Genomic DNA, 14,366 nt, shown 5'->3' on the forward strand with positions numbered 1-14,366 from the left:
ACCGGCGGACACCCGCCCCCGGCAAGCGACCGGCACGTCACCGTCGAAAGACACGGGTCCCGGACCAGGGGCGTGCCTTGCGGAGCCGCCAAGGGGGCTCGAACCCCTGACCTTCTGTTTACAAGACAGATGCTCTACCAGCTGAGCTATAGCGGCCTGGCACCGAGGCGCCGGACACAGTGTACCGAGCCGCCTCCCATGATCCGTTCGGGAGGCGGGATCCGCAGGTCCAGGCCACCATGGGGCGACGTGGTGGACGCCACTCCATGATCCGTGCAACGGTCGGAGCGCAGCCGTCGATGGTCCGGGAGGAGTAGAGCGAGGAGGTGGATGGATCATGAAGATCAGCGAGCGCACCAACGGGGGCCGGGCGACCAGATGGCCGCTCCTCGAACCCCCCGAGCAGACCCAGCGGCCCCGCGCGCACCGGCCCAACCTCCTCAAGCGCCGTCCGTGGCACGTCCTCGAAGCGCCGACCGGTGAGCTGCCCGCCGTCGACGCCGACGAGGCCATGGGGCCGCAGCTGCCCGACGAAGCCACCGTCAACTTCGTCCTCGACCTGAGCCTGCGCATCGGCGAGGTCCAGATGGCCAGCGGCGCGGGCGCGTCGGACGTCACCGCGACGATCATCGCCATCGCCGGGGCGCTCGGGCTGCCGCACTGCGAGGTCGACGTCATCTTCACGTCGATCACCGTCACCTGCCACCGCGGCACCGACCTGACGCCCATCACCGCGCTGCGCGTCGTGCGGAGCCGGAGCCTCGACTACACCCGGCTGACCGAAACCGAGAAGCTCGTCCGCAAGATCGTCCGCGGGCACATGGGTGCCGAGCAGGCGCAGACCGAGCTGGAGCGGATCACCTCCGCCCCGCACCCGTACCCGCGCTGGGTCGCGACGCTGTCCTGGGGCGGCGTCGCCGCGTTCGTCACCATCCTGCTCGGCGGGGGCTTCGACATCGCGCTCGTCGCCTTCGTCATCAGCGGCGTGATCGACCGGGTCGGCCGGGTGGTGAACCGCTACGGGCTGCCGTTCTTCTTCCAGCAGGTGGTCGGCGGCCTGGTCGCGACGCTGTCGGCCATGGTCATCGTCAGCAGCAACGTCCTGACCACCGACAAGCCGACGCTGGTCGTCGCGGCGGCGGTCACCGTGCTGCTGTCCGGGCTGTCCACCGTCTCGGCCGTGCAGGACGCCATCACCGGCTACAACGTCACCGCCGCCGGCCGCACCATGGAGACCGCGCTGATGTCGGCGGGCCTGATCGCCGGGGTCGTGCTCGCCCTGCGGATCGCCGTCATGCTCGGCCTGCCGCGCACCCCGCTGCCCGAGGTGACCGGGTCGACGCCGCAGCAGCTGCCGCTGGTCGTGCTCGGCGGGGCCGGCGCCGCCGCGTGCTTCGCGCTCGCGAGCTACGCCAAGGTGCGCGCCATGCTGGTCGCGGCGGCCGCGGGCGGCATCGGCGCCGCCGTCTACGGCGCGCTCATGCTGGCCGAGCTGGACGGCGTCAGCTCGTCCGCGGTGGCCGCGACGCTGGTCGGGTTCTGCGGTGGCGTGCTCGCGCGGCGACTCGGCGTTACGCCACTGGTCGTAGCCGTGTCCGGGATCACTCCGCTGCTTCCGGGCCTGTCGACCTACCGTGGTCTGTACCAGATCGGGGTCGAGCCGAGCGGCAACATCTCGACGCTCATGACGGCCGTCGCAATCGGGCTTGCGCTGGCTGCGGGCGTGGTACTCGGGGAATGGCTGGCCCAGCCGGTGCGCACCGGACTGGGCCGGCTTCAGCGGCGGTTCGCCGGACCACGCATGGCTGGTCCGCTCGAACCGACCGAACGGAGCTTGGAGTAATACCGCGGTCACCGAATGTTCATCGCTCACGCGATAGGGTTTCACTCTGGGGCCGCGACCCAGACGCGAGGAGCAGGCGACGTGAGTGACCAGAAGGAGAACTCGAACCAGGCCGATTTCGTCGTGGTGGCGAACCGGCTACCGGTGGACCTGGAACGCACCTCCGAGGGCGAGCGCCGGTGGACGGCCAGCCCGGGCGGGCTGGTGTCGGCGCTGGAGCCGTTCCTCCGGTCGAGGAAGGGCGCCTGGGTGGGCTGGCCGGGCATACCCGACGTCGACGTCGAGGAATTCGACGACGACGGCCTGGTGCTGCACCCGGTTTCGTTGAGCGCCGACGAAGTCCGCGACTACTACGAAGGTTTCTCCAACGCGACGCTCTGGCCGCTCTACCACGACGTCGTCGAGCGCCCGGTGTTCGACCGCGCGTGGTGGAACAGCTACGTCAAGGTGAACCAGCGGTTCGCGAAGGCCAGCGCCGAGGTCGCCGCCCAGGGCGCGACCGTCTGGATCCAGGACTACCAGCTGCAGCTGGTGCCGGCGATGCTGCGTGAGCTCAGACCCGACCTGCGCATCGGCTTCTTCCTGCACATCCCGTTCCCGCCGGTCGAGCTGTTCATGCAGATGCCGTGGCGCGCCGCGATCATCCGCGGCCTCACCGGCGCCGACCTGGTCGGCTTCCACCGCCCCGGCGGGGCGCAGAACTTCCTCTGGCTGTGCCGCCAGCTGATCGGCCTCGAGTCGACGCGCGGCGCGGTCGGCGTCCGGTCGCGGCCGGGCACCATGCAGGTCGGCGACCGGACCGTGCGGGTCGGCGCCTTCCCGATCTCCATCGACGCCGCCGGCCTCGACAGCCTCGCGCGCACCAAGGGCGTCCAGGAGCGGGCCGCCCAGCTGCGGCGCGACCTCGGCAACCCCAAGACGGTCCTGCTGGGCGTCGACCGCCTCGACTACACCAAGGGCATCGACCTGCGGCTGCAGGCGCTGCACGAGCTGCTGCACGAGGGCAGGCTGCAGCCGGACGACGTCACGTTCGTCCAGCTCGCCACCCCGAGCCGCGAGCGCGTCGAGCACTACCAGCGGATGCGCGGCGAGATCGAGCAGATGGTGGGCCGGATCAACGGCGAGTTCTCCCGCGTCGGCCACCCGGTCGTGCACTATTTGCACCAGTCCGTGGACCGCACCGAGCTGGCCGGTTTCTTCTCCGCTGCGGATGTCATGGTGGTGACACCGCTGCGCGACGGCATGAACCTGGTGTGCAAGGAGTACGTCGCCGCACGGCACGATCTGGGCGGTGCGCTGGTGCTTTCCGAGTTCGCGGGTGCGGCCGCGGAGCTCTCTAGCGCATTCCTCGTGAACCCCCACGACCTGGACGGGGTGAAGGACGCACTAGTGGCTGCCATTACGCTCGACCCGGCAGAGGGCCGTCGCCGGATGCGCGCCATGCGTCGCCAGGTCCTCACTCATGACGTTGACCGATGGGCGCGCTCGTTCCTCCAGGCCTTGGGTACGGAGGCGGTCGACTGACATAGTCCCGACCATGCACGAGCTCCTGAGGAGGAGTGTTGACTGCCGAGGCCCTGCCCGCCGAGTTGCGGCGCGCGATCGTCCAGATCGCCCGTACTCCGCGTCTGCTGGTCGCCTGCGATTACGACGGCACGCTGGCACCCATCACGCTCAACCCGGACGAGGCACGCCCGCTGCCGGAGTCCGTCGGGGCCCTCAGATCGCTCGCCGGTCTGCACGAGACCACCACGGCGGTCATCTCCGGCCGTGCGCTGCGTGATCTGGCCACGCTCTCCCGGCTGCCGGCCGAGGTGAACCTCGTCGGCAGCCACGGCTCGGAGTTCGACATCGGCTTCATCCACGCCCTCGACGACAAGGCGCGGGAGCTGCACCGGCGGCTGGAGACCGAGCTCGAACAACTCGTGCTCGACGTCCCGGGCGTGTCACTGGAGGTCAAGCCGGCGAGCATCGCGGTGCACGTCCGCCGCGCCGAGCACGAGGCGGGCCGCCGCGTGCTCGCGGCCGTCCACTCCGGACCATCCACGTGGGACGGCGTCTCGACCACCGACGGCAAGGAGGTGGTCGAGCTGGCGGTCGTCCAAACGGACAAAGGCCGCGCACTGGACATCCTCCGCCACCAGGTCGGCGCCACGGCGGCGATCTTCCTCGGCGACGACGTCACCGACGAGAAGGCCTTCGCCCGCCTGTCCGGCCCGGACCTCGGCATCAAGGTCGGCGACGGTGAGACCCTCGCCGCGTTCCGCGTGCCCGACACCGTGGACGTCGCGCTCGTGCTCGGCTTCCTCCTCGAAGAGCGCCGAAACTGGCTGTACGGCGAATCGGCCCCGCCGATCGAGCGGTTGTCGATGCTGGCCAACGAACGCTCGGTCGCGTTGCTCACGCCGGACGCCAAGCTGACCTGGCTGTGCCACCCCGGGCCGGACGCGCCCGCGGTGTTCGCCGACCTGCTCGGCGGCGAGGGGGCCGGCCACTTCTCCATCAAGCCGCACCGCAACGGCCTTCCGCTCGGCCAGCGCTACCTGCCGAACACGATGACGGTCGAGACGCGCTGGTCGCGCCTGCTCGTCACCGACTACATCGAGCCGGAGAGCGCGCCGCACCGGACGGACCTCGTGCGGGTGATCTCCGGCGAAGCGGCGGCGAGCGTCAAGTTCGCGCCGCGGCCCGAGTTCGGCGGCGTGCCGGTGAAGCTGGAGGTCACCGAGGGCGGCGTGCGGGTGCTCGGCACGTCGGAGCCGTTCGTGCTGTACTCGCCGGGCGTCGAGTGGACCATCACCTCCGACGGCCTGCACGACACCGCGTCCGCGCTGGTGCAGCCGACGCCGACCCAGCCGGTCGTGCTGGAGCTGCGCTGCGGCACCACGGACCTCGGCCCGCACGAACTGTCCGAAGTGGAACGCCGGGACCGCGCGGGCCGCTACTGGAGCGAGTGGACGTCGAAGCTGCAGCTGCCCAAGGTGCAGACCGACCTGGTGCTGCGGTCCGCGCTGACGCTGCGCGGCCTGGTCAACACCGACACCGGCGGCGTGCTGGCGGCGGCGACGTCGTCGCTGCCGGAGGAGATCGGCGGCGTCCGCAACTGGGACTACCGCTACTGCTGGATCCGCGACGCCGCGATGACCGTGCGGGAGCTCGTGCACCTGGGCTCGCTCGAGGAGGCCGAGGGCTACCTGCGCTGGCTGCACGGCGTGCTCGCCACGCTGGCCGGCCCGGAGCGCCTGCACCCGCTGTACACCCTCGCCGGCAGCGTCATCGGCGCCGAAGCGGTCATCGAGTCCCTGCCCGGATATGCGGGTTCGCGCCCGGTTCGCGTCGGCAACCTCGCGAACCACCAGGTGCAGCTGGACGTCTTCGGCCCGGTCGTCGAGCTCGTGCAGACACTCGCGGCGGCGCGCCACGAGCTGCGCGACGAGGACTGGCAGATGGTGCGCGCGATGGCGGAGGCCGTGACGCGGCGCTGGAACGAGCCGGACCACGGGATCTGGGAGGAGCGGCACGTGCCGCGCCACCGGGTCTACTCGCGGGTCATGTGCTGGGTGACCATCGACCGCGCGATCAAGCTGGGCGAGCAGTACGGCCGCGAGATCCCGGGCAACTGGCACGGCCTGCGCGAGGAGATCAAGCACGACGTCCTCACGCACGGCTGGAACGACGAGGTCCAGGCCTTCACCACGGCCTACGACGGCACGGACCTCGACGCGGCCTCGCTGTTCGTCGGGCTCACCGGGCTGATCGACCCGGCCGACGAGCGGTTCCAGCAGACGGTGACCGCGATCGAGGCGGAGCTGCGCAGTGGGTCCACTGTGTACCGTTACCGCCGCGACGACGGCCTGCCGGGCGGCGAGGGCGGCTTCCACATCTGCGCGGCGTGGCTGATCGAGGCGTACCTGCTCACCGGGCGGCGCACCGAGGCGCAGGAGCTGTTCGACCAGATCGTCGCGGCGGCCGGCCCGACCGGCCTGCTGCCGGAGCAGTACGACCCGATCGCGGAACGGTCGCTGGGCAATCATCCGCAGGCCTATTCCCACATCGGGCTCATCCGGTGCGCCAACTTGCTGGCGGCGAGTTAGCCCTTTCGGTCCGAAAGGTCCCTGAAGGCCACCATGACGGCACCCAGTGCCCTTATGGTGGCCTTCAGTGCGTTCTGGAGGTGAGACGGGTGCAGGGGACGTTCGGGCAGGTCGAGTTCGTGCCGCTGCCGCCCCGCTTCGCCGATCGGGTGCGCTGGGGGTCGGTGGTCGTCGGCTGCTCGATGATCGCCGGCATGGTGCTGCTGTTCGGGCTGACGACCTACCTGCAGGGCATCGTGCACGGCCACGCGTTCCCGGACACGCTGCTCGGCAAGGCCGCCACGGCGCTGCCGCCGCTGGGCGTGCTGGCGATCGCGGTGCTGGTGCTGACGTGCCGCCGCTGCCTCCGCGGCGACTACCTCGTGGTGGCCAGCGCCGACGCGACCCGCAGTGCGCTGCTGTTCACCTACGTCCTGACGCTGGTGCTGATCCTGGGCGCCTTCGCGGTGCCGATCGTCTTCCGGGTGTGGCGTGACACCCCGGAACTGCGGGCGCCCGACCTGCTGACGACGTTCTCGACGCTCACCTTCGCCACCATGGGGTTCCTGGCCGGGGTGCTCTACGTGCGGCCGTCCGTGCAAACGCTCAGGAAGTACAGCGACCACCCGATCTGGTAAGTCCACTGTAGACACTTCCGTGCGTGGCACCGGTCTGCCCAGACTTACAGAGATTTCTTTGCACAATCTTCTTTGCACGGCTACAGTGAAGCCATGACCAGCGCTCCACCACCGGAAGAGCTCGACCCGGACGCCCTCAAGGCCGTCACGCACCCGCTGCGCCGCCGGATCCTCGGCGTCTTGTCGGCCGGCCCGGCGACAGCCACGAAACTCGCCCGAGCGCTGGGCGAGAACACCGGCGCGACCAGCTACCACCTGCGGGAGCTGGCCAGGTTCGGGTTCGTCGAGGACGTCCCGGAGCTCGCGCGTGGCAAGGAACGGTGGTGGCGGACCCGGCCGCGGGACATCCGTTGGCCGCGCCGCAGCGAGCAGAGCGCCGAAACCCGGATGCTGTTCGACGACATGCAGCGGCAGGGGTTCGAGGACGACCTCGAAAAGCTCAACCGGTTCGCGGAAAAGCGCGAGCAGCTGCCCGGCGGCTGGCCGGACGCGCTGCTCTTCGCGCGCGGTGCCACGTGGCTCACCGAAGAGGAAGTGCAGCAGCTCTGGCAGGACTACATGGAGCTGTTCCGCCGGTACTGGCGAACCGAAGACGACCGGTCACCGGAAGCGCGGCGCGTGCTCGTGCGCTGGCTCGCGTTCCCGGATCCAGGGGAATGACATGACACCAGGGGGTTTTCCATGCGAAGAGGGGTTCTACTGGCCGGGGTGATCCTGGCGGTCACGGCGTCGGCGCCACCGGCGTCGGCGGCTTCCGTGACCAACGAAGACGTGACGTTCCAGAACGGCGGGGTGACCTTGCACGGCACCGTCGTCGCTCCGCCCGGCGGGACGGAACTGCCGGGCCTGGTGATGGTCCACGGCTCGGGGGCGCACAGCCGGGACGACTACCGCGAACAGGCGGAAGCCTTTGCCCGGCAAGGCATCGCGACACTCATCTACGACAAGCGCACCGCCGGCTATTCGCAGTTCGAACGCTCGTACTCGACCCTCGCGGACGACGCGCTGGCCGCGGTTTCCGTGCTGCGCAAGCGGTCCGACGTCGATCCGGCGCGGGTCGGCGTGTGGGGGCTGAGCGAAGGCGGCTGGGTGGCACCATTGGCGGCTTCGCGTTCGTCGGACGTCGCGTTCGTCGTGACGCTGGGCGCGAACGGGGTCGAGCCGTCGCGGCAGCAGTCGTGGGCGGTCGAGAACCAGTTGCGGCAGCTGGGAATGGCGGGTTCGCTCGTGCGGATGGCGTCGTCGACGATGCTGCGCCAGCTCGCCGGCGGCGGGGTGTTCCCGGAGGCGCACTACGACCCGGTGCCGGTGCTGAAGAGCCTGCGGCAGCCGGTGCTCGGGATATGGGGCGCGAAGGACATCCTGACACCGCCCGGCGAAGCGGTCCGGATCTTCCAGGAGTCGTTGGCGCACCACACGTTGCGGGTCTTCCCGGACGCGCAGCACCAGCTGCGCCGGACCACGGACGGCTTCGACAAGCTGCCCGGGTACGCGCCCGGCTACCTCGAACTGGTGGGCAGCTGGGTGAACAACCCGCCCACCGCGTCGACGGCCGACGCACCGCCGGCGCAGGACCGGCCGAGTGCGGCGGTGACGCCGCTCGCCTGGTACGAGCCGACGTGGCTGCAGCTCGCCGTGCTGGTGTTCCTGCTGGTGGCGTTCGCCTGGTACCCGCTGGTCCGGCGCGGTCCCGCGGCGCGGCCGGCGCGCTGGCTGTCGGCGACCGGGCTGCTCGCGGTGCTCGGTTTCCTGGCCGTCGACGTGCTGATCCAGCTGTCGATGGGCAAGGGACTGGGCCCGGTCGTCGCCGGCCGCCCGTTGCCGTGGCTGGCGCTGCAGCTGCTGTCGCTGGGCGCGGTGGCCGCCACCATCGGCACGGCGGTGGCGTGGTGGCGCAACCGCGGCCTCCGTCTCGGCGTCCTCCTGACCGGCGGCGTGGTGTTCGTCCCGTGGGCGGTCTATTGGGGCCTGCTGGGCGTCTAGGACGGCAACGGCGGCCGTCCCCGCCCGGATCACGACGAAAGTAGGCGCACCCGTGAACGCTGCCGAAGCCTGCGGGCAACTGGGGGCATGCAGGTGATCCACGAGGGCTCGGAGCGCTGGGGGCCCGACCGCCCGGACCTGGGCGGACCCGAGCCCGGGCCGGCGTTCGGGCGGCTCTTCGACGCCCACGCCGCGCAGCTGCGGCGGTACCTCGCGCGCCGCGTCGGGGCCGAACCGGCGAACGACCTCGTCGCCGAGACCTTCCTGGTCGCGTTGCGGCGGCGCGAGACCTACCGGCCCGAGCTGGGCACCGCCCGGTCGTGGCTCTACGGCATCGCCACCAACCTGCTGCGCCACCACGTGCGGTCCGAACTGCGCGGGCTGCAGGCCACCGCCCGGCTCGCCCGGACCGGCGAAGTCAGCCACGCGAACCACGACGGCCGCGTCGCCGAGCAGGTCGACGCCCAGGTGCGTGCCGCGCAGCTGGCCGGCGCACTGGCCCGGCTCAGCCCGGCCGATCGCGACACGCTGCTGCTCGTGTCGTGGGCCGGGCTGGAGCCGGGCGAGGTCGCCGAGGCCCTCGGTATCCCGCCGGGTACGGTCCGGTCGCGGTTGCACCGGATCAGACGCTGGCTCAGGACGAACGCCCCGGCCCAAGAGGAGGTGCAGGACCTTGCGTGAAGACAACGTCCGGAAGATCTGGTCCGAAGCCGAACTCGACGCGGCGCTCGCCGACTTGAACAGCGACGCCGGCTCCGGCGACGACCTCGCCTTCGCCCGCGCGTCCCTGCTCGCCGCGGCCGGTGTCGAGGAGGCGCCGCCCGCCGGGCCGCGCCGGAGCGGGGCGTGGCGGTGGCTCGCGGTGGCCGCGGCCGTCGTCACCCTGGTCGGCGGGCTCGGCGTCGCCGCTGCCCTGTGGACGCCGGAGCCGCCGGAAATGTCCCGCCCGGCCGCCGCGCTCCCCGACCTCGACCGGCCGCTCGCGCCCGGCGAGTTCCACTACACGGAGATGCGCGCCTGGGTGACGCAGACCAGCAACGGGATCGCGGCCAAGGTCCAGCGGCGGATCGAGCTCTGGATCCCGGCCGATCCGACCGGCTTGTGGCACCGGCGCACGACGCTGACGGGCCACTGGGTGGACGGCCGGACCGAACCGCTGCCCGGCCCCGTCGACGAGTACGGCCCGAGCGGGGTGTTCCCCGGCCACCCCGATTTCTCGGGACAGAACAAGCCGTTCTGGAACACGCCGTTCGTGAACTGGCTGAGCCCGGACGCCGCGTTCGTCGCCTCGCTCGTGCACGACCGGCAAAAGCTGCGCAAGCGGCTGCAGTTCGACACGATCGACATCGCCGATCCCGGGAAAAGCCGGGCGCACACCGCCACGGAGTCGCTCGGCATGGTCCGCAGCGCGCTGGGGGTCGGCCTGCTCCCGCCGGACGTCCGGTCCGCGCTCGCCGAAGCGCTCGCCGAAGTCCCCGGTATCGCCGTCGTCCCCCACCGGACGACCCCGGACAACCGGCCGGCCACCGTCTACCTGGCCAAGGACACCGGCCTGCGGCTGTTCCTCGACCCCGCGACCGCGCGGCTGCTGGCCGCGGACACGTCGCCCGCCATGACGACCACCACCAGGAACGAGGTACCGAAGAGCACGACCCCGGCACCGCCGAGGTCCGAGGCCGTGCCGAACACCACGACGACCGAGTTCCCCCTCACGCCGAACCGGCCTGAGGCCCCGGACACGTCCTACTCCTACGCCATCACGCGGACCTCGGGGTGATCAGCGCGCGTGGCCGGCCGCGTTCAGCGCGTCCGCGACGTTCGCCACCTCCAGCACCCGGATCCCGGCGGGCGGCTTGCCCGAGTCCGGCGGGACCAGCGCGTGCGTGAACCCGAGCCGCGCCGCCTCCGCCAGGCGGCGGCCCACGCTCGGCACCCGCCGGATCTCCCCGGCCAGCCCGACCTCGCCCACCGAGACCAGCCGCGGCGAAAGGGCGACGTCTCCGAAACTCGACGTCAACGCCAGCACCAGGGCCAGGTCGATGCCCGGTTCAGTGATCTTCATGCCGCCGACCGTGGCCGCGTAGACGTCCTTGTCGCCGAGCTTCAGCCCGCCGCGCTTCTCCAGCACCGCCAGGACCATCGCCACCCGCGCGGAGTCGAGGCCGCTGACCGCGCGCCGCGGCTGGGGCGCCGCCGTGGCCGACACCAGCGCCTGGACCTCGCCCAGCAGCGGCCGCTTGCCCTCCATCGATACGGTGATCGCCGTACCGGACACCGGCTCGGCCGTGTGGCTCATGAACAGCCCCGACGGGTCCGGCACCCCGACGATGCCTTCTTCCTGCAACTCGAAGCAGCCGATCTCGTCGGACGCGCCGAACCGGTTCTTGATGCCGCGGAGCATCCGGAGCGTCGAGTGCTTGTCGCCCTCGAACTGCAGCACGACGTCCACCAGGTGCTCCAGCACGCGCGGGCCGGCCACCGAACCGTCCTTCGTGACGTGCCCCACCAGCACCACCGGCAGCCCGCGCTCCTTGGCCAGCGCGACCAGCCCGGACGTCACCGCGCGGACCTGCGTCACGCCGCCGGGTGAGCCGTCGACCTGCGGGGACGCCATGGTCTGCACCGAGTCGACGATCAGCATTCCGGGCTTGACGTCGTCGACGTGCCCGAGGATGGCGGAAAGGTCGCTCTCGGCGGCCAGGTACATCCGGTCGTCGACGTTGCCCGTTCGCTCGGCGCGCAACCGGACCTGCCCCGCGGACTCCTCGCCGGTGACGTAGAGGGACCGGTCGACCGTCTTCGCCCACTGGTAGGCGACTTCGAGCAGCAGGGTCGACTTGCCGACACCCGGCTCACCCGCGAGCAGCACCACCGCGCCGGGCACCAGGCCGCCGCCGAGCACCCGGTCGAGCTCCGGGACACCGGTGCGGCGCGCTCGCGCCGCTTCGACGTCGACCTCGCCGATCGGCCGTGCGGGCGCGCTCGGCGCCCCGGCCGCGACGCGCTGGATCGCCGGCTTGACCGGTGCCCCGCGTTCCTCGAACGAGCCCCATTCCTGGCACTCCGGACACCGGCCCAGCCACTTGGCCGCTTCGTAACCGCAGCTGCCGCAGCGGTAGGTGGTCCCCTTCTTCACCCCGCGAGGCTAGCGGCGACCACCGACAAAACCGGGGACCTACTCCTTGACGTGCGCCGGCGCCGCGACCGGCAGCTCGACCGTGACCGGTCCGGCGTTCTTGAAGACGAAGGTGACCTTGATGACCTGGCCGGGCCAGAGCGGCTGCTTCAGCGCGGGCAGCGTCACGGTGGCCTGGCCGACCTTCTCCGGCGCGGTCGGCGTCGCGGCCGGACCGGACGACGGGACCTCGGAAGTGGCCGTGGCGGTGAGGTTGCCCGGGCTGTTGGAGGCCGAGCTGCTGCCGGTCGGCGTGCCGCCCGACGTCGGCGTGCTCGGGGACGAGGACGGCGCTGACGGCGCGCCCGAGGACGTGGGCTGCACCTCGTTCGTGGACTCGGCGGCGTCGTCCGGGCCGATCACCAGCGAGTGCATGGCGACGACGGTCTTGGATCCCTCGATCGTGCCCTGGGTGCCGTCTTCGGTGGTCACCGAGACGAGCGAGTCGTCCTGCGCGCCCCGGTTGACGATCGTCAGGGTCAGCGCCGGCGTCGCGCCGGCCGCGTAGCCCGGGCCCGAGGTCGGGTACCGGACCGCGGCGTTGCGCAGGTCGATGGTCTTGACCTGGGCGTGCGTACCGTTGACCGCGGGCTGCTGCGAGTCGGTCTGGGTGATCTGGCCGGCCCCGCACCCGGCGAGCGCGAGCGCGGCACCGAGCGCCAGCACGCCCGCACCGAGCACGCGACGATTCTGCAGCCTCACGTCGCAGTCCTTCCCTTTTCACGGCCTCGTCGCCCCGAAGACTAGCCGGGGTCGATCTCCGCCGCGGAACGGGTGTGCGTTGCCGGGACACGGCGACCAAGATCAACCGTCCACAAAGGAATTACCGGCCTGTGACGAAACGCTTCCCCGCTACCTGCGTGAGCACGGGGGTCCGACGTTTGTCAACCCCCGGCCAGGCCGCTGACCTGCGAGGACGAGTCCGGCCCGCTAGGTGGGCACTGGCGGCCCGTGCTAGGATGGAGTCAGCGAAAGGGGCAGAGGACACATGGTTTTCAAGGTCGGAGAGACCGTCGTCTACCCGCACCACGGTGCCGCACTCATCGAAGCCATCGAGACCCGCGTGATCAAGGGCGAGGAAAAGAAGTACCTCGTCCTCAAGGTCGCGCAAGGGGATCTCACGGTTCGCGTGCCCGCAGACAACGCCGAAATCGTCGGCGTCCGCGATGTCGTCGGGCAAGAAGGACTGGACAAGGTCTTCGACGTTCTGCGTGCTCCGCACACCGAGGAGCCCACCAACTGGTCTCGTCGGTACAAGGCCAACCTCGAGAAGCTCGCCTCCGGCGATGTGAACAAGGTGGCCGAAGTGGTGCGCGACCTCTGGCGGCGAGAGAAGGACCGCGGACTTTCAGCCGGTGAGAAGCGCATGCTGGCGAAGGCGCGGCAAATTCTGGTCAGCGAGCTCGCGCTCGCGGAGGGCACCGACGAGGACAAGGCTGAGGTCCTCCTCGACGAAGTTCTGGAAACCGCGACGGTCTAGCCCGGGGCCATCCCGCTCGACGGGCGAGCGGGTGCCTCTACGATCGCGTACCGATGAACGTCGTCGCGATCGTGACCGTCGCACATCATGCCTCCGACGGAGAGTCAGCTCTCACGCCGGTCCATGGTGAGCCGCTACTCACGCACACCGTGCGGGGGCTGCTCGACGTACCGGAGATCGATCTGGTGCTCGTGGCGGCCCCCCAGCGGTGTGCTTCGTCGTTTTCCGAGGCCGTTCGCGGCCTCGGCTGCCGGGTCGTCCCCGGCTCGCTCCCGGAGGCCTTCGCCGCCGTCGAGCCCGAACTCGCCCGTGATTCAGTTGTACTCCTCCACGATGCGCTGCGGGCCTTCATTCCTGCGCAAACGGTGAGTGACGTCATCAGCACGGTCCGTGGCGGCGCTCCGGTCGTGGTCCCGGTGCTGCCGATGGCCGACACGGTGAAGGTGACCGACGCGGCGTCCCTGATCGTCGGCACGGAGGACCGGACGCGGCTGCGCACCCTCCAGACGCCCGTGGGTTACGCGCTCCCGGCGTTCCGGCCGGACCTCGCGCCCGCCGGCGCGGCGACGGTCCCCGGCCACCCGGACGCGATGCGCGTCACCAGCGAGTTCGAACTGTCCCTGGCCGAGGCGATCGCGGCGGCACCGAAGAACGAGGAGACGCTGTGAGGATCGGCAACGGGGTCGACGTCCACCCGGTCGAACCGGGCCGCGAGTGCTGGATGGCGGGCCTGTCGTGGCCGGACGCGGACGGCTGCGCGGGCCACTCCGACGGCGACGTCGCAGCTCACGCGTTGTGTGACGCCCTGCTGTCGGCAGCGGGCCTCGGCGACCTGGGCGCGGTGTTCGGCACGGGCGACCCCCGGATGGACGGCGCGCACGGCACCGACATGCTGGCCGAGGTCCGGGCGCTGATCGAGGCGGCGGGCTGGCGGGTGGGGAACGCCACGGTCCAGATCGTGGGCAACGCCCCGCGGGTCGGGAAGCGGCGCGAAGAGGCGCAGAAGGTGCTGTCGGAGGCGGTGGGCGGCCCGGTGAGCGTGTCCGGAACCACATCCGACGGCCTGGGGCTCACGGGGCGCGGCGAAGGCATCGCGGCCTTCGCGACGGCGTTGCTGCTCGCGGCGGACTAGGGCCGCCGTCCCGAGCACCGGGAGCGGAATAGGCCCCCCGCC

Annotated in this window: 13 protein-coding genes and 1 tRNA gene; 11 read left to right on the forward strand and 3 right to left on the reverse strand. The window is 71.2% G+C overall.

Annotated features, from left to right (window positions below; genetic code table 11):
- Nucleotides 1–83 precede the first annotated feature (83 nt).
- Nucleotides 84–156, reverse strand: a tRNA-Thr gene (locus QRY02_RS34080).
- A 181-nt stretch (nt 157–337) separates the two neighbouring features.
- On the opposite strand from QRY02_RS34080, the gene QRY02_RS34085 reads away from it, so the two are divergent.
- The 8 genes from QRY02_RS34085 (at nt 338) to QRY02_RS34120 (ending at nt 10,314) form a co-directional block, all read left to right on the forward strand.
- Nucleotides 338–1,843, forward strand: a complete 1,506-nt coding sequence (locus QRY02_RS34085; protein WP_285986903.1) for a threonine/serine exporter family protein — start codon at nt 338–340, stop codon at nt 1,841–1,843.
- A gap of 81 nt (nt 1,844–1,924) precedes the next feature.
- Nucleotides 1,925–3,367 carry an alpha,alpha-trehalose-phosphate synthase (UDP-forming) gene (locus QRY02_RS34090; RefSeq protein ID WP_285986904.1) on the forward strand — a complete coding sequence of 481 codons (1,443 nt, stop codon included), beginning with the start codon at nt 1,925–1,927 and terminating at the stop codon, nt 3,365–3,367.
- A gap of 38 nt (nt 3,368–3,405) precedes the next feature.
- On the forward strand, nt 3,406–5,937 hold the full coding sequence (gene otsB / locus QRY02_RS34095) for a trehalose-phosphatase (protein ID WP_285986905.1): 2,532 nt from the start codon (nt 3,406–3,408) through the stop codon (nt 5,935–5,937).
- Between the two features lie 89 nt (nt 5,938–6,026).
- Nucleotides 6,027–6,554 carry a hypothetical protein gene (locus QRY02_RS34100; RefSeq protein ID WP_285986906.1) on the forward strand — a complete coding sequence of 176 codons (528 nt, stop codon included), beginning with the start codon at nt 6,027–6,029 and terminating at the stop codon, nt 6,552–6,554.
- 93 nt (nt 6,555–6,647) lie between these two features.
- Nucleotides 6,648–7,214, forward strand: coding sequence for a helix-turn-helix domain-containing protein (locus QRY02_RS34105; protein ID WP_285986907.1), 567 nt, complete (start codon nt 6,648–6,650; stop codon nt 7,212–7,214).
- A gap of 48 nt (nt 7,215–7,262) precedes the next feature.
- Complete coding sequence (locus QRY02_RS34110) at nt 7,263–8,537, forward strand: alpha/beta hydrolase family protein (RefSeq protein ID WP_285993991.1); 1,275 nt, start codon at nt 7,263–7,265, stop codon at nt 8,535–8,537.
- 87 nt (nt 8,538–8,624) lie between these two features.
- Nucleotides 8,625–9,218 carry an RNA polymerase sigma factor gene (locus QRY02_RS34115; protein ID WP_103343613.1) on the forward strand — a complete coding sequence of 198 codons (594 nt, stop codon included), beginning with the start codon at nt 8,625–8,627 and terminating at the stop codon, nt 9,216–9,218.
- Entirely contained in the window at nt 9,211–10,314 is a 1,104-nt protein-coding gene (locus QRY02_RS34120) for a CU044_5270 family protein (RefSeq protein ID WP_285986908.1), read from the forward strand. Before QRY02_RS34115 ends, QRY02_RS34120 begins: the two co-directional genes overlap by 8 nt.
- On the opposite strand, the gene radA is transcribed toward QRY02_RS34120, so the two are convergent.
- Nucleotides 10,315–11,673 carry a DNA repair protein RadA gene (radA, locus tag QRY02_RS34125; protein WP_285986909.1) on the reverse strand — a complete coding sequence of 453 codons (1,359 nt, stop codon included), beginning with the start codon at nt 11,671–11,673 and terminating at the stop codon, nt 10,315–10,317.
- A gap of 39 nt (nt 11,674–11,712) precedes the next feature.
- Nucleotides 11,713–12,414 (reverse strand): copper chaperone PCu(A)C, encoded by a 702-nt coding sequence (locus QRY02_RS34130; protein ID WP_285986910.1) that lies wholly within the window; start codon nt 12,412–12,414, stop codon nt 11,713–11,715.
- A 286-nt stretch (nt 12,415–12,700) separates the two neighbouring features.
- Here QRY02_RS34130 and QRY02_RS34135 point away from each other — a divergent pair, with 286 nt between their 5' ends.
- Genes QRY02_RS34135 through ispF form a run of 3 tightly spaced genes read left to right on the forward strand, consistent with a single transcriptional unit; the run spans nt 12,701 to nt 14,324 of the window.
- Nucleotides 12,701–13,192: a CarD family transcriptional regulator gene (locus tag QRY02_RS34135; protein WP_004559016.1), complete on the forward strand. Its 492-nt coding sequence runs from the start codon at nt 12,701–12,703 to the stop codon at nt 13,190–13,192.
- 53 nt (nt 13,193–13,245) lie between these two features.
- Nucleotides 13,246–13,860: an IspD/TarI family cytidylyltransferase gene (locus QRY02_RS34140; RefSeq protein WP_285986911.1), complete on the forward strand. Its 615-nt coding sequence runs from the start codon at nt 13,246–13,248 to the stop codon at nt 13,858–13,860.
- Entirely contained in the window at nt 13,857–14,324 is a 468-nt protein-coding gene (gene ispF / locus QRY02_RS34145; RefSeq protein WP_285986912.1) for a 2-C-methyl-D-erythritol 2,4-cyclodiphosphate synthase, read from the forward strand. Before QRY02_RS34140 ends, ispF begins: the two co-directional genes overlap by 4 nt.
- The last annotated feature ends 42 nt before the right edge of the window (nt 14,325–14,366 follow it).

The organism is Amycolatopsis sp. DG1A-15b, assembly GCF_030285645.1.
GTDB lineage: Bacteria > Actinomycetota > Actinomycetes > Mycobacteriales > Pseudonocardiaceae > Amycolatopsis.